Source organism: Rhodopseudomonas rhenobacensis, from assembly GCF_014203125.1.
GTDB classification, from domain to species: Bacteria; Pseudomonadota; Alphaproteobacteria; order Rhizobiales; family Xanthobacteraceae; genus Rhodopseudomonas_A; species Rhodopseudomonas_A rhenobacensis.
The window spans coordinates 1-23,546 of record NZ_JACHIH010000033.1 but is presented as its reverse complement, the minus strand read 5'-3'; the positions used below and the strand labels follow the sequence as shown (position 1 = coordinate 23,546).

Below are 23,546 nucleotides of genomic sequence, written 5' to 3'. Positions count from 1 at the left end.
GAATCTCGCGACGCGGTTCGGCGCCTTGCTTGCAGCAAGATTCCGGGTTCGCTCGGCCTGCGGCCTCACGCCCCGGAATGACGCCCGAATTGGTCGGATGCCTCGATCCTAACCGAAAACGCTCAAACACTCTGGGATGACGTCAGCCCGACAGCGACGTCGACAGGTTGAACGGAAACGGGATCGCGGCGCGATCGATGCCGAGCCCCATGCGGTCGACCACGGCTTGCACCTGCGCGCGTTCGCCCAGCAGCCGGCAGCGTTGCGGCGGGCCGTAGGGGGGGCGGCTGCCGGCGCTCTTCAACAGGGTGCCGCGAACGCCGTGCGGATCGGGGGCCGCGCCGCGCTCGACCTGGCGACTGAGCAACAGCCCGACCAGGCCGCTGACCAGCGCGGCGGCGGCGTTGGCGCAGCTTCGCCGTACCACGTCGCCCTCGCAGGCCGCGCCGACGATATTGGACCCGGGGATCACCAGCGCCTTGGTGGCGATCGGGCCGGGCAGGCGCAGCCGCCGGCGGTAATACTCCAAAGTCAGCACCGCCAGCACCGGCGCCGCGTCGGCCAGTTCCACCAGTTCGTCACAGCCCGCATTGCCGCCGGCGGTGACGATCAGCACGTTGCGGCGATCGCACATCTCGATCGCCTCGGCCAGCACCGGGTCGAGCCGCCCGCTTGGCGCGAACCGGCCGCCGCTGACATGGATCACATGGGCGCCCTGGTCGACCGCGAGAAAGATCGCGCGTGCCAATTCGCGCTGCGAGCAGTCGCGGTCGTCGTCGGCAAAGATCGGCACGATCAGGCCGCGGCACAGCGGCGCCACGCCTTCCACCGAACTGCAGGGCTGGCCGAAAATCACGCTGGCGACGTGCGAGCCGGACGCGGTGGTATCGCCGTCGAGGCCCTGCGATCGCGGGCCGATGTGCAGCGGAATCAGCCGCGCGCCGCGAAAACACTCGTGGGTTCGATCCACCGCGCCGTCCAGCACGGCGATGGTGATCCGCGGGTCGCCGCCGCCGAACGCGAACAGAAGATCCTTCTGGAATGCCGACGTTGCCCCGCCCGCCATGATGACCTCAGCCCATTTCCCCGCGCGCGAACGCGCTGCCCATTCTTTGTCGCTGCGAAGCGGCAAAAAGTTTGGGGGGAGGCTAGGTTTTTTACGAGGGCCGGGTTCGCCGGCATACCAGCGGGCTCAGGACACCGTCACGCGAGGGGCAGCCGCGTCAGATCTGCGCGGCGACCTGATGGAGTCCGATGATCCGGGCCAGCGAGCGGACTTCCTGCTTCTGGTCCTCGCGCAACTGGAACAACAGCGGCATCGCCGCCGACTTCAGCTGCTGGACTTCCTGGCTGTCGGGATCGATGCTCGGGCTGCCGCCGCTGGGATTAGCTTGCCGCATGGCGTGCAGCTTGCGGGCGACGGCGCGTAGCGCGTCCTCGACCGAGGGCCAATAATATTCCTGCGAGGACGACAAATTGAGCCGGCCCTTGATCGCCGCGATCTGCGCGTCGCTGAGCAGCGCGTAGCTCTTCTGCACCGGCGGCTTGGCGGCCACCTTCGGCTTCGGCGGCAACGCCGGAACCGTGACCGACGAGGTGATCGAGGACGGCCCGAGATCGACCGGGCTGTCGGCCGCAAAGGCCTGGCGCAACGGCTCGGCGGCGGACTGCTCGCTGGCCCGCTGCGGTTCGCCGGCGGGCGCTGCAACGGCTTCGCCGACCGGCAGCGACACCCGCGTCACCGGCAGCTTGTCCGCCTTGGTTTCGCGGTTGGCGACCGGCGTCGGCAGCACAGCCTCCGCCAGTTCGCCACGCAGCACGGGAACTCCGTCGCTGGCCAAAATGCTGATCGCGGCGGCGCTCGCTACAAGACAGCAGCCCAGCGCCAGAAAGCTAATTGTACGCGTCAATGGAAACTCCATTCGCGATTGCCGACCGTCACGCTTGTTCCTCACAAATGCAGATTAAATAAGGCTTAACCATGCTGGCCGGGGACGGATTCGAGGGCGTGGTTAATGCCCAGCAATGCAAGCGCGCCGGACCGCCGAAACGCCTGGCGTTTCGCTGCGCGCGGTGAGGTTCCAACGGTCCCGATTTTGCTGATCAGCGCCCGAGCAGCAGCTCCGCGCCCCGGGCGCGCTCCGGCACCCCGGCGAGCTGATAGGCGTCCTGGATGTCGGCGACGATATCAGAGGCTTCCCACAGCGCGTCGGGTTCGACCGCGTGCATGTTGATGGTCCAGTTGCCGCCCTTGCGGCTTCTCGGCGTGTGCACGACCTCGAACTGCACGTTGCGGCACAGCGGATGGCGCTGCAGCGCGTAGTACACGCGGGTGCGGATCTCATCGAGCGAGGCTGGGGTTTTTTCAGACAACATGGCGAAGCCCACAATGCGCAGGCCGGACGCGATGGACCGAAGGGCTCCGCGTCGCGGCGGAGACCCATTGTTGGGACAACGTGGTTAACAGCTGATTAACTACCCGCGCGGAGCGCGCAAGTTAGCGCCGCTCGATCACCAGGCTCTGCACCGCGCGGCCGAAATAGCCGTTGACGTCGCCGAGCTTGGAGGCGGCGATGCCGGCGCCGTCGGGGCCGAGCCACATCTCCGAATTGAGCAGGATCCATTCGCCGACCGGCGGCCTGGCGAGATTGATGCTGAGATCGGCGTTGATGAAGGTCCAGTCCTTGAAGTCGAGCACCGCCGAGGTGGCGTTGCTGAAATCGGCGGCGATCGCCGCGCGCATCACCTGCGAGGTCGGCTGACCCTCGATCATCGGCCGGTCGAGCCGGTACCAGATCGCGCCGGGCCCGAGCGACAGAAAGCCGCCGTGCACTTCGCGCACCGAAACGCAGCCGATGAACGGGTTGTTGTCGTGGCGCATGTCGATCGGCCGGCCCTGTTCGGGCGGCGGCACGTCGATCGGCGGATGTTCGATATCGTCCGGCAGCGCCGGCGGCGCGACGATCATCTTCAGCACCGTGGCGCTGACCACCACCACGCCCTCGGCCAATAGCCGCACCGCGCAGAGCTGGATCTTGCGGCCCTCGCGCAGCACTTCGGTCTCATAGCTCAGCGGCGCCACCGGCACCGGCCGCATCAGGTCGATCGTCAGCCGCACGATCTGCATCGGCTCGCGCGTCGGGATGTACTCGGCGAGATACGCCACCAGCGCGGAGGGCGGCGAGCCATGCTGCATGGTCGGATGCCAGGGCCCCGCGGCGCGGCCGCTGGTGATGATGGTGTTGCCGTCGATGCGATAGATGGCGTCCATGACGTGATGATCCTATCAGTTCGTGTGCCCCGGACGCTGCGCACGACGCCGCCCTTGCGGCGTGGTGCGCTGCAGATCCGGGGCCGTTACGAAGGCCGCGCTTGAGACGGTCCCGGCTCACGGCGCGGCGCGAGGCGCCGCACCGCGTCCGGGACACGGGCTGATGATGACGCAGGGCTCACAGCGACGGATCGCGCGCGTCGTCGTATTCGCTCTTCAACCGCGCCACCAGTTCGGCGACCGCGACAATGCCGGTGATCGATCCGATGCCCTGGCCGGAGCCCCAGATTTCCTTCCAGGCCTTCGGCTTGTTGCGCTCGCCGGATTCGTCGGTGCCGAAGCTCATCTGCGAGGGATCGGATTGCGGAAGATGATCGGGGTCCATGCCGGCGGCGAGGATCGAGGGCTTCAAGTAGTTGCCGTGCACGCCGGTGAACAGGTTGGAATACACGATGTCCTCGGCGCCCGAGGTGGTGATCATCTCCTTGTAGCGCGGCACCGCATTGGCCTCGTGGGTGGCGATGAAGGCCGAGCCGATATAGCCGAAATCGGCGCCGAGCATCCGCGCTGCCTTGACGGCGCGGCCATTGGCAATGGCGCCGGACAGCGCGATCGGGCCGTCGAACCATTGCCTTGTCTCGGCGACGAAGGCGAACGGCGACAATTCGCCGGCGTGGCCGCCGGCGCCGGCCGAGACCAGGATCAGACCGTCGGCGCCTTTCTCGACTGCCTTGTGGGCGAATTTCTGATTGATGACGTCGTGAAACACGATGCCGCCCCAGCGGTGCGCCGCCTGGTTCAACTCCTCGCGGGCGCCGAGCGAAGTGATGATCATCGGCACCTTGTGCTTCTCGCAGACCGCCAGATCCTGCTCCAGCCGGTTGTTGGATTTGTGCACGATCTGGTTGACCGCGAACGGCGCCGACGGCCGTTCCGGATGCGCTCTGTCGTAAGCGGCAAGCTCTTCCTGAATCTGCGCCAGCCATTCGTCGAGCAGCGCCGCCGGCCGCGCGTTGAGCGCGGGGAACGAGCCGACCACGCCCGCCTTGCACTGCGCGATCACCAGCTCGGGCACGGAGATAATGAACAGCGGCGCAGCGATCACTGGGATCGACAGGCGCCCCTTGAACAAGGCAGGCATCGACATTCAGGCGTTCCCCATTTTGTTGGCTTCGTTGAACGGCGCGCGAGGACGCCGTTGGGAACCAGAAAAGCAATTGCTGCGCCGCCGCGCAAGCGCTGCGGCCGCGAAAAACCGGCTGCGGCCCGCTCGGCGGCTATTGGCAGAACGCCCGGGTGACGATGTAATTGATGTGGCAATCTTCAGGCTTGCGCTGCCGGCCCGGGATCAGGGTTTTCGCCGAGCAGCTTTCGGCGGAGTCGGTGGCGAGACTCTTGCCCTGCTTGTAGCCTTTGGTTTGACACAAGGCGTCGGCGGCGGCCTTGCAGTCCGGCGCGCCGTTCGCGCCGCCGGGGCAGGTGGTGCGTCCGCTCACCATCGACGGGGTCAAAGCGGCAGCGGCGGGTGGCGCCGGTGCCGCGGTAGGAGCGGCGGGTGCGGCCCGGCTCGGCGTCGGCGTCACCGGCACCGCTGCATTCGGCGGCGGCGGCATCGCGTCGGGCGGCCCGGGCGGCGTGCCCGCGGAATCCGGTGCTGCGGGCGTCGGTGGTACTGAAGTATTGTCGGGACTGATGAAGCTCGGCAGCAGCGTCGACGGCTTGTCCCACAGCTTGCCGATCTCGTTGAGCAGGCCGGGATTGTCCGGGCGCGCGGCCGGCGGCGGGGCGTTCGGCGCCACAGGGGCCGGAGCGGCCTGGCCGGTGAACGACGGCGGATTGGCGCTCTGCGCCGATGCCGGTTGCGACACCTCGGTCGCGGCCACGGCGAGAACGGCGAACACGATGGGCGAACGCATCACGGCAGGCGGCCCACGAAGGAATCAATCATCGTCGCAAGCTATCGCGTCGATGCGAAGGGCAACAGCCTGAAGGCGCGGTCCGCGGGTCCAATGCGGACGGACATCATGTCGCGGTTGGGCTCGGATCTCGGCGCGACGACCAGCCCGGGCGCTTTTAGAACAGCCGGAATGCCACGACGAAGCCGAGCACCAGCACGGCGACGCCGATGCCGACCCACAGCCCGAGCCGCTTCTCGATGGTCTCGCGGATCCACACCCCGTAGCGGTTGAGCAGGATCGCCACCACGAAGAACCGGCCGCCGCGTGCGATCACCGACAGACCGATGAACTGCCAGAAATTGAAGTCGGCAAAGCCGGCGGTGATGGTGACCAGCTTGTAGGGAATCGGGGTGAGCCCCTTCAGCAGGATGATCCAGGCGCCCCATTCGGCGTAGCCGGCGCGGAATGCCTCGACCTTGTCGCCGTAGCCGTAGAACTGAATCACATAATGCCCGACCGAATCGTACAGCAGCGAGCCGATCGCGTAACCCACCACGCCGCCGAGCACCGAGGTCACGGTGCACAGCGCGGCATACAGCCAGGCGCGCTCCGGCCGCGCCAGCGACATCGGGATCAGCATCACGTCCGGGGGAACCGGGAAGAACGAGCTCTCGGCGAACGACACCATGCCCATCACCCACAGGGCGTAGGGCTTGTGGGCGGCGTCGATGCACCAGTCGTAGATTCGTCTCAGCATGGCGGCGATGAACCACCAAAGCCCGGCTTTGTCCATGGCAAGCCGGGTCGGCGGCCGCGCGTCAGCGTTGCTTTCGCAACGCCCCGCCGTCGATTGCGACGATTGGCCGCCGGCCCGGGAGCAGGGCGGCGGGCCCCACCGGCGTGCCGCTGACCTTGATGCTGCGCTTGAGGTTGGTTTTGGGCAGCTTCTCGGCGATCCCGAGCATGGCCTCGCGACGCTGCATCTCGGCCCAGACGTCGTCGGGCCGAACGCCGGCGGACGCCCACAGTACGGTGAGATTGTACAACAGGTCGGCGCTCTCGCGGACCACCGCCTCGCGATTGCCGTTGACCGCGTCGATCACGACCTCGATCGCCTCCTCGGCGAGCTTCTTGGCCATCTTGGCGGGACCGCGCTTGAACAGCCGCGCCGTCCGCGACGTCGCAGGGTCGAGATCCTTGGCGGCGATCACCGCCCGATACAGCCGGTCCAGCGAATCAGTCATGCCAAGACGTTAACCGAAACCGATGGCAATCATATTAACAATCACTCGCACCGGCCGAAGCCGGTGCGACCGCATCTCGTACGCTGAGAAGCGCTCAGTAGCCGTAATAGCCGGAGCCGCCGTAATAACCGGGGCCGCCGCCGTAATAGGCCGGTCCGCCGCCATAATAGCCGGGGCCGCCCCGGTAATAACCCGGGCCGCTGTCATAATAGTAATCGTTGCGGCGGTTTTGCGCCGCGACCGCGCCGATCGTCCCGATGATGCCGGCGAACGCCGCTGCTGCGGCCGCGCCGCCATTGTTGTTGCGATAGTGGCGGCGGACCTGACGCTGCTTCTTGCGGGCAGCGCTGACGTCTGTGTTGCTGGCCTGCTGCGGGGTCGCGCTGGCGGAAGCCGGCTGCGGCGCGCGAGAGCTGGCGGCCTGCGCCGGGGCCGGCACGAAAGTCGTGATCGCGATCGCCGCCACGGTGCCGAGCACCAGGGCGCGAGCGGGCATGGAACGGGTGAACGTGGACATTTGCTACTCCTCGGGCTATTCGCCGATCGAGTTCAATCCCGCGCCCGCGGCAAGGTTCCGCGGCTTTTGCGGCGGTGCATTGTCGCACCCGCCGCGGTTGCTTCGCATGGATCACGCCGCCGCGGCATGCGGTCAATAACGCTCACCGCGGCGCAAGCCGCCCGCCCTCGTCCGATGCGAGGTCGCCCGCGTCAGTAGCCGCAAGAGCCGCAGCGCGGCGCCACCGGCACGTAGTAGCTGCGCGCGGGCGCCACCATCTCGACGCGCTGGCGGACGCCGTATTGCGGCGGGATCCGCTCATACTGCACGGCTTCCGGCGCCACCATCACGGTCTGCGGCACCATCACGGTGCGATACTGCGCCGGTACGCGATGCGCCACCACGCCGCCGGGCGCCACCACCACGGTCTCTTCCACAGTGCGGTACTGCGGCGGCTCGACCCGCTGCTGATAGCAGGTGACGCAGGGCGGCGGCGCGTAACAATTGTAGCAGCCGGCGGAGGCCGCGGAGGGAAGCGCCACCGCGGCCACGGCGGAGACGAGCAGAGCGGCAGATACGCGGGACATGATCATTGCTGAACGCCTCTGAGTTACGATCGGCGTATCATCGGCACGCGCCGCGGCATCGTCAACGCAAGACAGTTGTTTACCTTGATGAAGATCATTAACGGCGCGTTGTGAACTACGCATAAAACGGCGTGGTGTCGGGCGGCGGTGAGGTGATCAACAGGGCGAGCAAGCAGCGTGCTCGCTCTCCCGCTTGCGGGGGAGGGAAGCGACCTCGTTCGCTACCTGCTCTCTCACTCACCGCCGTCATCCTGAGAGCCTGACTCAAAAAGCGATCAATGAAATCGGGCATTCAACGCGTCATTGCGAGGAGCTCTTGCGACGAAGCAATCCAGGGCTCCACGTGCGGCCCCTGGATTGCTTCGCTGTTCGGGCGGCGCTGCGCGCCGACCTCGGCTCGCAATGACGCCAGAAATGCTCGCCCGCTCAGCTGTGCAGCCCCGGCGCCTCGTGGCCGGTGCGGGCGACGTAGTCGGTGTAGCCGCCGCCGTATTGGTGGATGCCCTCCGGCGTCAACTCCAGCACGCGGTTGGACAGCGCGGCGAGAAAATGCCGGTCATGCGACACGAACAGCATGGTGCCTTCGTATTGCGCGAGCGCCGTGATCAGCATCTCCTTGGTGGCGATGTCGAGATGGTTGGTCGGCTCGTCGAGCACCAGGAAATTCGGCGGATCGAACAGCATCTTCGCCATCACCAGCCGGGCCTTCTCGCCGCCCGACAACACCCGACAGCGCTTCTCGACGTCGTCGCCGGAAAAGCCGAAGCAGCCGGCCAGCGCCCGCAGCGAGCCTTGGCCGGCCTGCGGAAACCAGTGCTCCAGCGATTCGAAGATGGTGTCCTCGCCGTCGATCAGGTCCATCGCGTGCTGCGCGAAGTAGCCCATCTTGACGCTGCCGCCGAGCGCCACCGCGCCGTCGTCGGGCTCAGTGGCGCCGGCCACCAGCTTCAGCAGCGTCGATTTGCCGGCGCCGTTGATGCCCATCACCGCCCAACGCTCGCGGCGGCGGACCTGAAAATCCAGCCCGTCATAGATCACGCGGCTGCCGTAACCCTTCTGCACTTTCTTCAAGGTCACCACGTCCTCGCCGGAGCGCGGCGCCGGGAGAAAGTCGAACGCCACGGTCTGCCGCCGCTTCGGCGGCTCGACGCGTTCGATCTTGTCGAGCTTCTTGACCCGGCTCTGCACTTGCGCGGCGTGCGAAGCGCGCGCCTTGAAGCGCTCGATGAATTTGATTTCCTTCGCCAGCATCGCCTGCTGGCGCTCGAACTGCGCCTGCTGCTGCTTCTCGCTGAGCGCGCGCTGCGCCTCGTAGAATTCGTAGTTGCCCGAGTACGAGGTCAGCGAGCCGCCGTCGATCTCAACCACCTTGGTGACGATGCGGTTCATGAATTCGCGGTCGTGCGAGGTCATCAACAGCGCGCCCTCGTAGCCTTTGAGGAACTGCTCCAGCCAGATCAGGCTTTCGAGATCGAGATGGTTCGACGGTTCGTCGAGCAGCATGGCGTCGGGCCGCATCAGAAGGATGCGCGCCAGCGCCACGCGCATCTTCCAGCCGCCGGACAGTTTGCCGACGTCGCCCTCCATCATCTCCTGGCTGAACGACAGCCCGGCCAGCACCTCGCGGGCGCGGCCTTCCAGCGCGTAGCCGTCGAGTTCCTCGAAGCGGTGCTGCACCTCGCCGTAGCGCTCCAGGATCTGTTCCATCTCGTCTGCGCGGTCGGGGTCGGCCAGCGCGTGCTCAAGTTCGGCCAGTTCGGCCGCGACCTCGCTGACCGGCCCCGCGCCGTCCATCACCTCGGCGACCGCGCTGCGGCCGGCCATCTCGCCGACGTCCTGGCTGAAATAGCCGATGGTGACGCCGCGATCGACCGCGACCTGGCCCTCGTCGGGCAGCTCCTGGCCGGTGATCAGCCGGAACAGCGTGGTCTTGCCGGCGCCGTTGGGGCCCACCAGGCCGACCTTCTCGCCCTTCAGCAGCGCCGCGGAGGCTTCGATGAAAACGATCTGATGACCGTTCTGCTTGGAAATGTTGTCGAGTCGAATCATGCGCGCGGAGCCTTGGACGGCGGAGCTTGGGACAGGGGTGAGCCCGCCCTTAGCCCATGCGGCGGGCGGGTGGAAGGGCGTTGGCGCCGCCGCCTGCGTCGCCGTCCGGCCGGTCGGGCTGACCGAGGCGCGGCGTGCCGCGATCGAAGGCTGAGCACCGGGACCTTGTCTCAGTTTGGGACGCGCGGCGCCAGGTGCATCCCCGCGGCAACACTCGATTTGAATCGCATTGGAACGATCACGCCGATCTGGACAAAAAGCCGATCTCGAAACACGCTGTGGATCTACGCATCACACACGATCATCGACGATCGGGTTGGACTGGGGCAGGTCATGAGATTGGCAACCGGGATACTTGCGGCCTTGTTATTGCTCGCAGGCGTCGGCTCCAGCCACGCGGTGGTGCGAATCGCCGAGGACCGCGGCGGCCGTATCGGAACCTATGTCGACAAGTACCAGGACCTGCGCAGTTCCGGCGAGACCGTGATCATCGACGGGCTGTGCGCCTCGGCCTGCACCATCGTGCTGGGCGCGGTGCCGCACGACAAGATCTGCGTCACCTCGCGCGCCACGCTCGGCTTCCACGCCGCCTGGGACCTCGGCTCCAACGGCCGGGCGGTGACCAACCAGGAAGCCACCCAGATGCTGTATTCGATGTATCCGAGCCAGGTCCGGCGCTGGATCGCGCAGCGCGGCGGGCTGACCCCGCGGATGATCTTCCTGCACGGCCGGCAGCTGATGGGGATGTACCGCCCCTGCTATCTCGACGCCCGCGCCTCCGCGTCGCACTGAGCCGGCTTCTTCTCATCACGGCATCGTGGCGGCCGGCGCTTGCCGGCCGGCGCCGCGGGCTTTATCTGGTGCGGCAAGCGCCGAACCCCGCGGCGCGACGCAGTGCGCCGGCATGCCGGCGGCCTCGTCGGCGTAAGGAATGAACTCATGTCCGCCAAAACCCGCCCGCTCGTCATCATCGGCGCCTTTGCCGGCAGTCTCGTGGTCGGATTGGTGGTGGTGCTGTGGCTGGCCGGCGGCTTGCGCACCGTCACCGCGCCCTCGACCGTCGGCGGTCCGTTCCAGCTCACCGACCAGACCGGCCAGACCGTCACCGAGCAGAGCCTGAAGGGCAAGCCGACGCTGATCTTCTTCGGCTTCACGCATTGTCCGGACGTCTGCCCGACCTCGCTGTTCGAAATCTCCGAAGTGCTGCGCGCGATGGGCAAGGACGCCGACCGCGTCAACGCCTATTTCGTCTCGGTCGATCCCGAGCGCGACACCCAGGCGGCGATGAAGGAGTATCTCGCCAGCTTCGATCCGCACCTCAAGGGGCTGACCGGCGACGCCGCCGCGGTCGCCAAGGTGATCTCCGGCTTCCGGGTCTATGCCCGCAAGGTGCCGCTGAAAGACGGCGACTACACCATGGATCACACCGCGCTGATCTATCTGATGGACCGCGACGGCAAATTCGTCGCCCCGTTCAACCTGAAGCGCAAGCCGGACGAGGCGGCGGCGGATCTGAAGCGGTATCTTTGACGGGCGAAGGGGCAAGCGCTCTGTGCAGCCTCCTGATCGCCTCGGCTCAGATGCTGGGTATTGTCGCGCGCCCTTTCCCTGACGTGGTCGGAGAGCCTTGCGGCGCGCGCTTTCGCGCCTCGAATCCATAGCAGGCCAGCGCGACGATGCGAGGGATCGGTCCGGCGGCCGTGTAGTTGGCAATCTGTCGGCGGCTTCGGCCGAGCAACACGCCCGCAGCCTCCTGCGTCAGTTGGTGCCGATCGAGGAAGGCTCGAAACTCCGCCGCCGTCATGGTTTCGTCGGCGAGCGCCAACAGCAGATCGGCGGACATTTCCAATTCGTCCCCGTCCCACGCGACGACGTCGCCATCTTCGATCAGGCGTGCGGTGGCGAACAACGTCGCATCGTCGCGCAGCGGCTTGTAAACCTTGTAGCCGAACAGCGCCGGGCTGAGATCGATGACGTCTTCCCGGCCGGCTCGGCTGCCCTCCGACCAGACCACTCTCAGAAACCGCAGGCCCCGCGGTTCGGCGATCGCGATGCGAGGCAGGACGGTGCCGCTATCCACCATGTCAGTCGCGCTCATTCAGCCGTCTCCACTCTGACACCAAGAGCGCCAGGTTCTCGGCCCGGGCAGCCCATGCTCTGACCTCCGCCAGGTCGGATCTGGACGCTTGGCCCGCGATCACCTCCAGGGTGACCAGATCCACCAGCGCTCGGGAATTCGGCCCCCGAAGATGGAAATGCGGTGGGTTGTGGTCGCCAGGGTAGATGTAGATCCTGCAGTTACTGAGCGTAGCTTTCAGGCCGACCATCGGACTTCACCCCAAGAATAGTGCAATAGTTGCACAAACTCAACCACCGCTGTGAAGCTATTGCACAAAGTCAGAGGGCCGCGTGCGCCGAGTAGGGTCGTGCCCCTCCATCTGCCGCCAGCGCTCGACCCAGCGCGGCACCGGCGCCGAGCCGGGGCGCTCGGCGAGGCCGTGATCGGTCTTTTCCCAGTGATACGGATTCCACACGAACTGGCCGAGCGCGCGCCAGGCGGCGATCGACAGGCAGAGCCAATACAGCGGCGTCAGCGCTAGGATCCAGCCGCGGTCGAGCCGGCCGCGCCGCGCCAGGCCCAACAGGCCGATCGCCACCGTCGAGCCGTAGCCGGCCGCGATGGTGAGGCCGTGCAGCGTCGCCGCGTCGCTCGCCAGCCAGGACGGCGAGCCCTGCAGCGCCGAGATCAGATCGCTGGCCACCCCGTAGAGCAGCATCGGATGCGCCAGCGCGGTCAAGACGCTGCCGCCGACCAGCATGTTGAGCGCGAAGAAGCCGCCGGGGCCGGCTTCGCGCCATAGCCGCCATGGCCGGCGCATATGCACGCACCAGGTCTGGATCCAGCCCTTCATCCAGCGCGAGCGCTGCCGCAGCCAGGCCTTGAACGCAATCGGCGCTTCCTCATAGGTGGTCGAGTCGAAGGTGGTCGAGCGATAGCCGAACCGCGCCAGCCGGAAGCCGAGATCGGCGTCCTCGGTGACGTTGTAGGGATCCCAGCCGCCGACCTCGCGCAGCACCGCGGTGCGGAAATGGTTCGACGAGCCGCCGAGCGGCAGCGGCAGCCCGAGATCGGCCATGCCGGGCAGGAAGACGTCGAAATGGCCGGCATATTCCGCGGCGAACATCCGTGACAGCCAGCTGTTGGAGAGATTGTCGATGCACAGCCGCGCCTGGGTGCAGCCGACCCTGGCGCCGCCGCGCGAGAAGGCGTCGAGCGCCGCGCGCAACTGGTCCGGGGCCGGCCGATCCTCGGCGTCGAACACCGCGACGAAGCTGCCGCGGACGAACGGCAGCGCGTAATTCAGCGCCTTCGGCTTGGTCTGCGGCGGCCGCGCCGGCGCAATCAATGTCCGCAGATGCGGCAACGGGCCGAGCCGGGCGATCGCCGCGCGCGTCTCTCGATCGTCGGGTTCGATCACCAGGATGACGTCGAGCTTTTCGCGCGGGTAATCCAGCGCGTGGATCGCGCGCAGCAGCGGCGCCACCAAGGCGGCCTCGCGGTACAGCGCCGCCACCACGCTGTAGACCGGCAGCTCGTCGTCGGGCCGCCGCGTGCGGCGAGCAAACCAGCGCCGCGGCCACAGGCTGCCGATCAGCCGCAGCGCGACGAAGCCCAGAAACCACAGCGCCAGGATCAGCCCCCAGGCGTCGCTGGCGAGCAGCGGCGGCAGCACCGACAGCGCCAGCACGCCGCCGCCGCGCCGTGCGCGCTGCAGCCAGAGCGCGGCCGCCGCGGCGCGCGGTGCTGCCGAGAGTTCTGGATGCCGATGCCGCAATCCCTGCGCCGCGGCGTCGGCCAGCGCCCCGCCGCCCTGTTGCATCAGAAAGCGCTGCAACGAGTCGGCCGACGCCAGCCGCGCGTGCTGCCTGATCTCGGGCTGATCGGCGGCCAGCTGGCACAGCGCCCGCGCCGCCTTTTGCCGCGGCGCCAGCGCCCAGATCAGCCGGCCGTCGCGACGCAGCGGCACGATCCCTGAGACCGCGGCGTGAAGGATCTGGTGATCGGCGAGCGGCGCCGCGCCGCGGTCGATCGCCGCGAAGCTCTCGATCCCGAGTCCGGTGTGCGCCGATAGCCGCCGCAGATAGGCCGCTTCGTCGATCACGCCCCATTGGATCAGCACCTGGTCGGCGCCGATGCCGAGCTCGGTGGCGCGCCGCGCCGCCGCGCGCAGCAGCCGCGGGTCGATTGCGTCGTGCAGGCAGGCGAGCTCGATGCCGGGATCGTCCGACAACCAGTCCGGGGTTTCGGTGGGCGCAGCCTGCAGGTCGTGCCAGCGCGCCGCGCTGCCGAGAATCGCTCGACGCGGCGGTGGCACCCGACGCTTTCGCGTCGATCGCCACTCCGCACGACGGCGTCCATGGTCGGTGAACGCCATGCCCGGTCCTGCTACGCAAACTGCACTCGCGTCTGCCGCCGGATGGTCTATAAGACCCGACCGGCGCGGACGTCCTCAATGCAACCACGGATTGTTTTGTTCATCAACGACAGATTGCTCTGCGGCGGTCGTGCAACCCTGGTTGCGGCGGCGCTGCTGGGATCGATGTTGGCGCTGCCGCTCGCGCCCGCTTGCGCGCAGGCGCCCGCCAAGGGCGTCACCGAGCCGGCGCCGAAGGCGGTGCCGGGGTTCTGGGATCCTCGGCGGCGGCCGGAGCGGCCGGACCTGTCGCGGCTCACCGTGATCCGCTTTCTCACCGAGACCGATTACCCGCCTTTCAACTTCACCGGCGCCGACGGCAATCCGGCCGGCTTCAACGTCGATCTGGCGCGCGCCTTGTGCGAGGAGATCAAGGTCACCTGCACGGTGCAGATGCGCCGCTTCGAGACCCTGCTCGACGCGGTCGCCAGCAACCGCGGCGACGCCATCATCGCCTCGCTGGCGGTGACGCCGCAGATGCGCGCCCGGGTCGATTTCACCGATCCGTATTACCGGGCGCCAGCGCGCTTCGTGACGCGCAAGGATGCCGCAAAGCCCGAGCTGCGGCCGGAATCGCTCGAGGGCAAGAAGGTCGGCGCGATCGCAGGCTCCGCGCACGAAGCCTATCTCAAGGTGATGTTCACCGACGCCGAGCTGGTGCCCTATCCGAACGACGACGCGCTGCGCGCCGCGTTGCGCCGCGGCGAGGTCGACTACATCTTCGGCGACGCGATCTCTTTGGCGTTCTGGATCAACGGCACCGATTCGGCGGATTGCTGCGCATTCTCTGGCGGCCCGTTCGTCGAGAGCCGCTATTTCGGCGAGGGCGTCGGCATCGCGGTCCGCAAGGGCAACGACCTGTTGCGCCAGGCCCTGAACTGGGCGCTGTTCCGGGTCTGGGAAAAAGGCCGCTACACCGACCTCTGGCTGCGCTATTTTTCCGTCAGCCCGTTCTAATCACCACGCGCGCATCGGCGCCCGGAGTTCTTGATGTCCACGATCGATCTGCCTGTTAGCCCGAGCGACCTGCGCACGCTCGCCGAACAATCCAACGCCTGGCCGTTCGAGCAGGCCAAAGCGCTCGTCGCGCGGCTGACCAAGGCGCCGAAAGACGAAGTGCTGTTCGAAACCGGCTACGGCCCGTCCGGCCTGCCGCATATCGGCACCTTCGGTGAAGTCGCGCGCACCACCATGGTGCGCCACGCCTTCCGCGTGCTGACCGAGGACAAGATCAAGACCCGGCTGATCGCGTTCTCCGACGACATGGACGGCCTGCGCAAGGTGCCCGACAACGTGCCGAACAAGGAGATGTTGACGCAGCATCTCGGCAAGTCGCTGACCCGCGTTCCGGACCCGTTCGGCACCCACGAGTCGTTCGGCGCGCATAACAACGCCCGGCTGCGGGTGTTTCTCGACACCTTCGGCTTCGACTACGAATTCGCCTCGGCCACCGACTACTACAAGTCCGGCCGGTTCGACGCGACGCTGCTCAAGGTGCTGGAACGGCTCGACAAGGTGATGGCGATCATGCTGCCGTCGTTGCGCGAGGAGCGCGCGGCGAGCTACTCGCCGTTCCTGCCGATCTGCCCGCGCAGCGGCGTGGTGCTGCAGGTGCCGATCGTCGCGCACGACGCCAAGGCCGGCACCATCAGCTACGATGATCCGGAAACCCAGGAGCGGGTGACGCTGCCGGTCACCGGCGGGCACTGCAAGCTGCAGTGGAAGCCGGATTGGGCGATGCGCTGGACCGCGCTCGGCATTGATTATGAAATGGCCGGCAAGGATCTGATCGACTCGGTCAAGCTGTCCGGCAAGATCTGCCAGGCGATCGGCGGCAAGCCGCCGGAAGGCTTCAACTACGAGCTGTTCTTGGACGACAAGGGCCAGAAGATCTCCAAGTCGAAGGGCAACGGGCTGACCATCGACGAATGGCTGCGCTACGCCTCGCCGGAATCGCTGTCGCTGTTCATGTATCGCGAACCGAAGGCGGCGAAGCGGCTGTATTTCGACGTCATCCCGCGCAACGTCGACGACTACCAGCAGTTCCTCGACGGCTACGCCCGGCAGGACGCCAAGCAGCAGCTCAGCAATCCGGTGTGGCACATCCACGCCGGTCATCCGCCGAAGTCCGACATGCCGGTGACGTTCCAGTTGTTGCTGACGCTGGTGTCGTCGTCGAACGCGGAGAACGCCGCGACCTTGTGGGGCTTCATCGGCCGCTATCGGCCGGGCGTCACCCCGCAGACGCATCCGAAATTGGATGCAATGGTCGGCTACGCCATCAACTACTATCGCGACTTCGTGGCGCCGACCAAGACCTTCCGCGAGCCGACCGAGGCCGAACGCGCCGCCTTGCAGGATCTGCGCGACGCGCTGTCGCAATTGCCGGCCGAGGCCACCGCCGAGGCGATCCAGGACGTGGTCTATGAGATCGGCCGCCGCGAGCCGTTCCTCGACCACAAGAAGGCGGCGAAGGACGGCAAGCCCGGCGTGTCGCTGGACTGGTTCAACATGCTGTACCAGGTGCTGCTCGGCCAGGAGAAGGGGCCGCGGTTCGGCTCCTTCGTCGCGGTCTACGGCCTGCCCAACGCGGTGGCGATGATCGACGGCGCGTTGGCAAGAAGCGCGTAACTCGCCATTGCCAGGAGCTCTTGCGACAAAGCAATCCAGGGGCTCCGCGTGCAGCCCTGGATTGCTTCGCTTGTCGGGCGGCGCTGCGCGCCGCCCTCGGCTCGCAATGACAGGCGTTACGGTTCGTCGGCGGGGTGACGTCAGGCCATCGCCACGCCGTAGTAATCGTCGATCTTGCGGGTGCCTTGCTCGTCGCGCCAATCCCAATCCGAGGTGCGGGCGTATTTCGGCGCGCCCTTGATCTGGTCGTCGGTCACCATGGTCTGGTAGCCGCCGAGTTCGGTATTGTACTTCAACGACGGCCAGGGCAGCGGGTAGTAGTCGTCGCCGATGCCGAGGAAGCCGCCGAACGACAGCACCGCGTAGGACACCTTGCCGGAGCGCTTCTCGATCATCACCCGTTCGATCGCGCCGATCTTCTCGCCGTCGGGACCGTACACCGCGGTTCCCTGCACCTTGTCGCTGCCGATCAGGCTGACGGTTTCATCTGCTTCCGTGATCATGTTCTTCTCCCTTGTGGCTGTGGATCAACCGTCGGAAGCCGGACTCGTTCCGGGCGCGGCGGTGGGCTTCACAGCGCGGCTGATCGTGCCTATGTTGGGTCATCTGCAACCAACGAAAGGAGGTGATCCAGTGTCTCATTCCAAGCGCTGTCACCTCGCTGAGGCCGCCCGCTAAGGTCGAGGTTTGACCTGGCTCAGGCGCTCTCGGCGCCGGGAACCAGCGAGTTCGAGGAGAGGGCGCGCCGGGCAACCGGCGCGCCTTTTCTGTATCGGCATCGCGCGAATCTGTATCGCGAACGCGGCTGGGGATGGCGCTGACGGAAGAAAGCAAAAATCGTCTGCTCGGTGGGAACGAAGCCGATCTGCGGGCGTTTGTGCCCCGCATTGGCTCTTCCGGCGGTGGGCGCTGCCTTGGCCGATGCGTCATTTGTCCTTCCGGGCAGCGCGAACCTGTTCTCTGAGCGGCCGATCGAGGCATCACACAGTATGGCGTCTTCGGATACTGCATTTCTGCGCGGCGGGGGCGAGACCGGCGCGCTGATTGCGGACTTCGATTGGCAATCCACCTCGCTCGGACCGATCGCGTCCTGGCCGCAGTCGCTGAAGACCGTGGTCGGTGTGGTGGTGCATTCCGCGGTGCCGATCGTGATGCTGTGGGGCCCCGACGGCTTCATGATCTACAACGACGCCTATTCGGAATTCGCCGGCGCCCGGCATCCGGCGCTGCTCGGCAGCAAGGTCCGCGAGGGCTGGCCCGAGGTTGCCGATTTCAACGACAACGTCATGCGCATCGTGCTCGGCGGCCGCAGCCTCGCCTATCGCGATCAGAAATTGACGCTGTATCGCAACGGCGTTCCCGAGCCGGTGTGGATGAATCTCGACTATTCGCCGGTGCTCGACGAGAACGGCCGGCCCGCCGGCGTGATCGCCGTGGTGGTGGAAACCACCAAGCGGGTGCAGGCCGACCAACGCGTCGCCGCCGAGCAGGACCGGCTGCTCAGCCTGTTCGAACAGGCGCCGGGGTTCATGGCGATGCTGGAAGGTCCGCAGCACGTCTTCACCCTCGCCAATCATGCCTTTCTGCAATTGATCGGTCATCGCGAGGTGCTCGGCCGGGCGCCGCTGGAGGCGCTGCCCGAGCTCGAGGGTCAGGGCTTCCTCGAAGTCATGGACGACTGCTACCGCTCCGGCCGGCCGTTCGTCGGCAACGCGCTGAAGGTCAGCCTGCAGCGCGAGGTGGGCGGCGGCGTCGAGGACCGCTTCGTCGATTTCGTCTATCAGCCGGTGCGCGACAGCGCCGGCGAGGTCGCCGGCATCTTCGTGCAGGGCTCCGACGTCACCCAACGCGTCGCCGGCGACGCCGAGCTGCGGCGGATCACCGAGACGCTGGAAGCCCGCGTCGAGGAGCGCACCGCCGAGCTCGCCGCGGCGAACCGGCAGCTGGTCGCCCAGATCGAGGAGCGCGAGCGCGTCGAGGCGACGCTGCGGCAGATGCAGCGGCTGGAGGCGGTCGGCCAGCTCACCTCCGGCGTGGCGCACGACTTCAACAACCTGCTCACCGTGGTGCTCGGCAATCTCGGCTTCCTGGAAAAGACGCTGGAGCGCGCCGGCGTCGACGGCAAGGCGCACACCAGGCTCGCCAACATCCGCACCGCGGCCGAGCGCGGCGCGACGCTGACCGCGCAGCTCTTGGCATTCTCGCGGCGGCAGCGGCTGGAGACCCGCGCGGTCGATCTCAACGAAACCGTGGCGAAGATGCGCGAGCTCTTGCAGAGCTCGATGGGCGGCGCGGTGCGGCTGGAAACCGTGCTGCAGCCGGATCTGTGGCCGGCGCTGGTCGACCCGACCCAGATCGAACTGGTGATCCTCAATCTGGCGATCAACGCCCGCGACGCCATGGAGGTCGGCGGTTCGCTGACGGTGGAAACCGCCAACGTCCGGCTCGGCGCGCCGAATCGGCCGGAAATGCCCGGCGCCGGCGAATATGTGATGATCGCGGTGGCCGACACCGGCACCGGGATGACGCCGGAGGTGCTGGCCAAGGCATTCGAGCCGTTCTTCACCACCAAGCCGGTCGGCAAGGGCTCCGGGCTCGGCCTCGCCCAGGTGTTCGGCTTTGCCAAGCAGTCCGGCGGCGGGGTGCGGATCGACACCAAGCTCGGCGAAGGCTCCACCGTCAAAGTGTTTCTGCCGCGCGCCGCCCGCAACGTCGGCGGCCGCCACGTCGAGGCGCAGGAGCCGCCGCCGCTGCGCGGCGCGATGCGCCGGCTGCTGCTGGTCGACGACGACAGCGCGGTGCGCGAGGTCACCGCCGCGATGCTGCGCGAGGTCGGCTGCGTGGTGGTCGAGGCCGGCAGCGGCGGCGCCGCGCTGGATATTCTGGAGCGCGACCCGGCGCCGTTCGATCTGATGGTGATCGATTTCGCGATGCCCGGCATGACCGGCGCCGAGGTGGCGCGCGAGGCGCAGCTGCGGCGGCCCGGCATGCCGACGATCTTCATCACCGGCTATGCCGATCTCGCAGCACTGCAGAACATCGGCGAGGAGGCCATCGTGCAGAAGCCGTTCCGCGACGCCGAATTGCTGCGCAAGATCAGCCGCGCGCTGGGCAGCGGCGGCGCTGCCGGCAACGTGGTGCAGCTGCGCAAGTAATTGCGCGTGTCACCGCGCGGCCGACGCCAGACGCGCTAGCGCACCACGCCGGAGATGAAGCCGGGCTTGCGCCGCGGCGGTTTGATATCTTTCTTCAGAAAGCAGCGCGCGTCGCGGCCGACATAGCCCGGCCGCGCATAGGTCCAGGCCCGGCAATTGTTGTCGTCGGCGCAGGCCTTTTTGCAGGCCTCGTCGTCTTCGCCGCGCTTCAGGTCGAAATTCTTGTAGTCGCCGCCGTAGCGGTCGATCGCCGATTCCATCGCCGAATTGCGCGGCTCCAAGACGCCCGCGCCGCGCACCCCGGAGACGCAGCAGCCGCTTTCGACCCGCGGCGGCACGCTGTTCTTCAGCCAGCACAACGCGCCGGCCTCGGGCGCGGTGGGATAGGCGAAGCTCCAGGAGCGGCAGCGGCGGTCGCGTTCGCAGACGATGGCGCAATCCGCAGGGTCGCCGCTGGCGATCGCCGAGCGCGAATAGTCGCCGCCGGGGCGGTCGAAATTGGCCTGCGCCAGCGCCGGCTGCGGCATCGACGCCAACGCCAGCAGCAGCGCGGCACCGATCAGGCCGAGCGCCGCGCGTTGCGAGATACCGATGCCGAAGTCCGCGTGCATTGTCGCATCGCCTCCTCAGCGAGGTCTGATCGAACCGCGCGCCGGACGCCAGCGGTCCTTGCCGTTGCAATTTAGAATGCCCCGAGAATCGCGCGGGGGATCGCCCCGCGCCGACCGCGAGATTTGACCGCGCGCGACCTGTACCGGCGATGAACGGCGGCAGCGGCCGCAGCGTTGCTAGCGGGGCTTTTCTGTACCGTTGATGAACGGACGATCAGAACGCGTAGGCGTCGTAGGTGGGTTCCACCGAGCCGTTCCAGGGGCCGTGGAACTTGTCGAGCATCTCTTCAGCCGGGGTCTTGCCGCTGTCGAGAATGCGGTCGAGCGGCTCCAAATACCGGGTTTCGTCGCGGCCGTCGTGGTCGATCCGGGCGCGGCGACGCAATCCGGCATGTGCCAGCGCCATGCACTCCTTGGCGATCTCGAACATGTAGCGGTCGCGGATCTTGGCCTTGAAGCCGAGCTTGGGGACGTCGTCGCGCAGCGCCTGCCGCTCGGCCGCGGTCCACGCCTTGGCGATCTCCCAGGCGGCGTCGAGGCTCTCGTCGTCGTACAACAGGCCGACCCAGAACGCCGGCAGCGCCGGCAGCCGGCCCCATGGCACGCCGTCGGCGCCGCGCATCTCCAGATAGCGCTTCAGCCGCACCTCGGGGAAGATCGTCGACAGGTGGTTGGCCCAGTCCGACAGCGTCGGCCGCTCGTTGGGAAACAACGCGTTGCGGCCATCGAAAAAGTCACGGAACGAGGAGCCGGCGACGTCGATGTAGGTGTCGCCGCGCTTGATGAAGTACATCGGCACGTCGAGTGCGTAGTCGACCCAGCGCTCGAAGCCCATGCCGTCCTCGAACGCCCAGGGAATCATGCCGGAGCGGGCGTTGTCGGTGTCGCGCCAGATCTCGGAGCGGAACGACAGATAGCCGTTCGGCTTGCCTTCGGTGAACGGCGAATTGGCGAACAGCGCGGTCGCCACCGGCTGCAGCGCCACCGAGACCCGCAGCTTCTTCACCATGTCGGCTTCCGACGAGAAGTCGAGATTGGTCTGCACCGTGCAGGTGCGATACATCATGTCGAGGCCGTATTGGCCGACCTTCGGCATGTAGTTGGTCATGATGCCGTAGCGGCCCTTCGGCATCACCGGAATCTCGCCGCGCGCCCACGACGGCGTCATGCCGAGGCCCAAGAAGCCGATGCCGAGCGGCGTCGCCACTTCGCGGACCTGCGCCAGATGCGCCATCAATTCGGAATGGGTCTGGTGGATGGTTTCCACCGGCGCGCCGCTCAGTTCGAACTGGCCGCCCGGCTCCAGCGAAATCGCGCCGCCGCCGGTGACGTCGTAGAGCCCTATGATGTTACCGCGCTCCATGATCGGCTCCCAGCCGAGCAGCAGCTGCATGCCTTGCAGCAAGGCACCGATGCCGCGTGCCCCTTCGTAAGGCACGGGATGGTGGCCCTGCAGCGTGAACGGGGTCTTTTCGTGCTCGGTGCCGATGCGGAAGTCGGACGGCGGCTTGATGCCGGCCTCCAGCCACGCCACAAGCTCGTCGCGCGATTGCAACGGCGTCATATCGATCTGGTCACGCGCCATGGAAATTCCGGAAGCAAGGCGCAGCGATGGATTGTGCGCGGGGTCGGGGGCAGAGCCGGGCGCGATCGCCCGTAGCGGAGGGTTGCAAGTCTATCATCGTGCGGCTGCGGCGTCTTTGCCGGCAGCCTGTACCGCATCGCAGGAGCAGCCGAGCCGGTCAAGCAGCGCGCACAGCCGGGCGGCGTCGGCATCCGACAGTTTCGAGCCGACGTGCTTTTCGATCGCGTTGGAATAGGCGCTGCCCATCCGCTTCTGCAGCTCGCGCCCGGCCTCGGTGATTTCGACGAACTGGCCGCGTTTGTCGATCTTGCATTCGCGCCGCGCCGCGAGCCCCTCGTCGACCAGCCGGTCGATCAGCCGCGAGGTGGAATATTGCGGGATCAACATCTGCTTTTCCAATTCGACCGGGCGCAATTCGCCGGACGGCGCGCGCGACAATTCGACCAGCGCGTCGTACCAGGCCAGCGGCGGGAAGCCGGCCTTCTTCAACTCCTGCTCGACGGCGTCCAGCACCCGGCTCTGGATCCGCATCAGGCGGATCCAGGCGGCGGTCGCCTCGGTCGATGGCTTACGTTTCATCGCATGGTCCATAGCATCCCCGCACTGTACCGCAATAAATGCAGTTGCATCAACTTGACTATCCCATGCAGGCGCATTTAATCGCGCCGTCTGGCCCATGCCGACCTCGTCACAAAGGAAATTTCGCTATGAAGCTGTATTATTCGCCGGGCGCCTGCTCGTTGTCGCCGCATATCGCGCTGCTGGAAGCTGGATTGCCCTACGATCTGGTCAAGGTCGACGTGCGGGCCAAGAAGCTGGAGAGCGGCGAAGATTTCCTGGCGGTCAACCCCAAGGGCCAGGTGCCGGCGCTGATGCTGGACAGCGGCGAGGTGATCACCGAGGGCCCGGTGATCGTGCAGGTGATCGCCGATCGGGCCGCGGCGAAGCATCTGGCGCCCGCGCCGGGCAGCCATGAACGCTACAAGCTGTTGGAATGGTTGAATTTCATCACCACCGAGCTGCACAAAGGGTTCAGCCCGCTGTTCCAGCCGGCGATCCCCGACGAGGTCAAGGCGTTCTTCAAGGAGCGGCTGATGGGCAAGTTCAAATATCTCGACGGCCAGCTCGAAGGCAAAGATTATCTGATGGGCAGCCAGTTCACCGTCGCCGACGGCTATCTGTTCACCGTGCTGCGCTGGGCCGAAGCGATGAAGCTGGACCTGTCGGGCTTGACCGCGCTGACCGCCTACAAGGCCCGCGTCGCGGCGCGGCCGATGGTGCAAGAGGCGCTGAGCAAGGAAGGCTTGATGAAGGCGGCGTAACAGCCGTCTTCATCCATTGAACGACAAAGGGTCGGATCGACGATCCGGCCCTTTTATTTTGCGATCGAGTTCGAGTGAAGAGGTGCGGTAGCCGCTGCGCGCTCCCTCTCCCGTGGGGAGAGGGTTGGGGTGAGCGACTATCTGGCGTGTCAAGTTGCATTAGCGTATTCGGCTCGCGCATCGCGCGCTTTGGCGTTGAGGCGGACCAGGAGTTTGCGCGCC

At 66.9% G+C, this 23,546-nt stretch carries 24 protein-coding genes; 6 read left to right on the top strand and 18 right to left on the bottom strand.

What is annotated here, in order from left to right; genetic code table 11:
- Positions 1-142: 142 nt before the first annotated feature.
- From HNR60_RS20015 to HNR60_RS19965, 11 genes are all read right to left on the bottom strand, one after another.
- Positions 143-1,066: a S8 family serine peptidase gene (locus HNR60_RS20015; RefSeq protein ID WP_184261330.1), complete on the bottom strand. Its 924-nt coding sequence runs from the start codon at positions 1,064-1,066 to the stop codon at positions 143-145.
- A gap of 157 nt (positions 1,067-1,223) precedes the next feature.
- Positions 1,224-1,910, bottom strand: a complete 687-nt coding sequence (locus tag HNR60_RS20010) for a hypothetical protein (protein ID WP_184261327.1) — start codon at positions 1,908-1,910, stop codon at positions 1,224-1,226.
- Positions 1,911-2,103: 193 nt separating this feature from the next.
- Positions 2,104-2,376, bottom strand: a complete 273-nt coding sequence (locus HNR60_RS20005; RefSeq protein WP_210313696.1) for a hypothetical protein — start codon at positions 2,374-2,376, stop codon at positions 2,104-2,106.
- A 121-nt stretch (positions 2,377-2,497) separates the two neighbouring features.
- A complete protein-coding gene (locus tag HNR60_RS20000) occupies positions 2,498-3,271 on the bottom strand; it encodes a thioesterase family protein (RefSeq protein ID WP_184261322.1) in 774 nt (257 codons plus the stop codon).
- A gap of 178 nt (positions 3,272-3,449) precedes the next feature.
- Positions 3,450-4,418 carry an NAD(P)H-dependent flavin oxidoreductase gene (locus HNR60_RS19995; protein WP_184261320.1) on the bottom strand — a complete coding sequence of 323 codons (969 nt, stop codon included), beginning with the start codon at positions 4,416-4,418 and terminating at the stop codon, positions 3,450-3,452.
- 130 nt (positions 4,419-4,548) lie between these two features.
- Positions 4,549-5,187, bottom strand: coding sequence for a hypothetical protein (locus HNR60_RS19990; protein ID WP_184261402.1), 639 nt, complete (start codon positions 5,185-5,187; stop codon positions 4,549-4,551).
- A gap of 157 nt (positions 5,188-5,344) precedes the next feature.
- Positions 5,345-5,926, bottom strand: coding sequence for a YqaA family protein (locus HNR60_RS19985; RefSeq protein ID WP_184261400.1), 582 nt, complete (start codon positions 5,924-5,926; stop codon positions 5,345-5,347).
- A 61-nt stretch (positions 5,927-5,987) separates the two neighbouring features.
- Positions 5,988-6,413, bottom strand: coding sequence for a phosphoribosyl-ATP diphosphatase (gene hisE, locus HNR60_RS19980; RefSeq protein ID WP_184261318.1), 426 nt, complete (start codon positions 6,411-6,413; stop codon positions 5,988-5,990).
- A gap of 94 nt (positions 6,414-6,507) precedes the next feature.
- Positions 6,508-6,930: a hypothetical protein gene (locus HNR60_RS19975; RefSeq protein WP_184261315.1), complete on the bottom strand. Its 423-nt coding sequence runs from the start codon at positions 6,928-6,930 to the stop codon at positions 6,508-6,510.
- A 191-nt stretch (positions 6,931-7,121) separates the two neighbouring features.
- Positions 7,122-7,496 (bottom strand): hypothetical protein, encoded by a 375-nt coding sequence (locus HNR60_RS19970; RefSeq protein ID WP_184261313.1) that lies wholly within the window; start codon positions 7,494-7,496, stop codon positions 7,122-7,124.
- Between the two features lie 426 nt (positions 7,497-7,922).
- The gene (locus HNR60_RS19965; protein WP_184261311.1) at positions 7,923-9,545 is read right to left on the bottom strand and encodes an ABC-F family ATP-binding cassette domain-containing protein; all 1,623 of its coding nucleotides are present in this window, start codon (positions 9,543-9,545) and stop codon (positions 7,923-7,925) included.
- Positions 9,546-9,878: 333 nt separating this feature from the next.
- On the opposite strand from HNR60_RS19965, the gene HNR60_RS19960 reads away from it, so the two are divergent.
- Positions 9,879-10,337, top strand: coding sequence for a hypothetical protein (locus HNR60_RS19960; protein ID WP_184261309.1), 459 nt, complete (start codon positions 9,879-9,881; stop codon positions 10,335-10,337).
- Positions 10,338-10,484: 147 nt separating this feature from the next.
- Complete coding sequence (locus tag HNR60_RS19955; protein ID WP_184261307.1) at positions 10,485-11,075, top strand: SCO family protein; 591 nt, start codon at positions 10,485-10,487, stop codon at positions 11,073-11,075.
- A gap of 46 nt (positions 11,076-11,121) precedes the next feature.
- On the opposite strand, the gene HNR60_RS19950 is transcribed toward HNR60_RS19955, so the two are convergent.
- The 3 genes from HNR60_RS19950 to HNR60_RS19940 are packed head-to-tail and all read right to left on the bottom strand — an operon-like array spanning position 11,122 to position 13,921.
- On the bottom strand, positions 11,122-11,643 hold the full coding sequence (locus HNR60_RS19950) for a hypothetical protein (RefSeq protein WP_184261305.1): 522 nt from the start codon (positions 11,641-11,643) through the stop codon (positions 11,122-11,124).
- Positions 11,630-11,872, bottom strand: a complete 243-nt coding sequence (locus tag HNR60_RS19945) for a DUF4160 domain-containing protein (RefSeq protein WP_210313695.1) — start codon at positions 11,870-11,872, stop codon at positions 11,630-11,632. The genes HNR60_RS19950 and HNR60_RS19945 overlap by 14 nt, the downstream gene beginning before the upstream one ends.
- 57 nt (positions 11,873-11,929) lie before the next feature.
- Entirely contained in the window at positions 11,930-13,921 is a 1,992-nt protein-coding gene (locus tag HNR60_RS19940) for a glycosyltransferase family 2 protein (RefSeq protein WP_347339362.1), read from the bottom strand.
- Positions 13,922-14,059: 138 nt separating this feature from the next.
- Here HNR60_RS19940 and HNR60_RS19935 point away from each other — a divergent pair, with 138 nt between their 5' ends.
- Together HNR60_RS19935 and HNR60_RS19930 are read left to right on the top strand one after the other, a co-directional pair.
- Positions 14,060-14,977 carry an ABC transporter substrate-binding protein gene (locus HNR60_RS19935; RefSeq protein WP_184261300.1) on the top strand — a complete coding sequence of 306 codons (918 nt, stop codon included), beginning with the start codon at positions 14,060-14,062 and terminating at the stop codon, positions 14,975-14,977.
- A 33-nt stretch (positions 14,978-15,010) separates the two neighbouring features.
- On the top strand, positions 15,011-16,651 hold the full coding sequence (locus HNR60_RS19930) for a lysine--tRNA ligase (RefSeq protein WP_184261298.1): 1,641 nt from the start codon (positions 15,011-15,013) through the stop codon (positions 16,649-16,651).
- Positions 16,652-16,791: 140 nt separating this feature from the next.
- Here HNR60_RS19930 and HNR60_RS19925 read toward each other — a convergent pair whose 3' ends face one another.
- Positions 16,792-17,154, bottom strand: a complete 363-nt coding sequence (locus HNR60_RS19925; protein WP_184261296.1) for a PRC-barrel domain-containing protein — start codon at positions 17,152-17,154, stop codon at positions 16,792-16,794.
- Between the two features lie 486 nt (positions 17,155-17,640).
- On the opposite strand from HNR60_RS19925, the gene HNR60_RS19920 reads away from it, so the two are divergent.
- Complete coding sequence (locus HNR60_RS19920) at positions 17,641-19,806, top strand: PAS domain-containing protein (protein ID WP_184261294.1); 2,166 nt, start codon at positions 17,641-17,643, stop codon at positions 19,804-19,806.
- Between the two features lie 35 nt (positions 19,807-19,841).
- Here HNR60_RS19920 and HNR60_RS19915 read toward each other — a convergent pair whose 3' ends face one another.
- The 3 genes from HNR60_RS19915 to HNR60_RS19905 form a co-directional block, all read right to left on the bottom strand.
- Positions 19,842-20,417: a PAN domain-containing protein gene (locus HNR60_RS19915; RefSeq protein ID WP_430695005.1), complete on the bottom strand. Its 576-nt coding sequence runs from the start codon at positions 20,415-20,417 to the stop codon at positions 19,842-19,844.
- Between the two features lie 214 nt (positions 20,418-20,631).
- Positions 20,632-22,002, bottom strand: a complete 1,371-nt coding sequence (locus HNR60_RS19910) for a glutamate--cysteine ligase (protein ID WP_184261292.1) — start codon at positions 22,000-22,002, stop codon at positions 20,632-20,634.
- 93 nt (positions 22,003-22,095) lie between these two features.
- On the bottom strand, positions 22,096-22,581 hold the full coding sequence (locus HNR60_RS19905) for a MarR family winged helix-turn-helix transcriptional regulator (RefSeq protein ID WP_184261290.1): 486 nt from the start codon (positions 22,579-22,581) through the stop codon (positions 22,096-22,098).
- 128 nt (positions 22,582-22,709) lie between these two features.
- Here HNR60_RS19905 and gstA point away from each other — a divergent pair, with 128 nt between their 5' ends.
- Complete coding sequence (gene gstA / locus HNR60_RS19900; protein WP_184261288.1) at positions 22,710-23,324, top strand: glutathione transferase GstA; 615 nt, start codon at positions 22,710-22,712, stop codon at positions 23,322-23,324.
- The last annotated feature ends 222 nt before the right edge of the window (positions 23,325-23,546 follow it).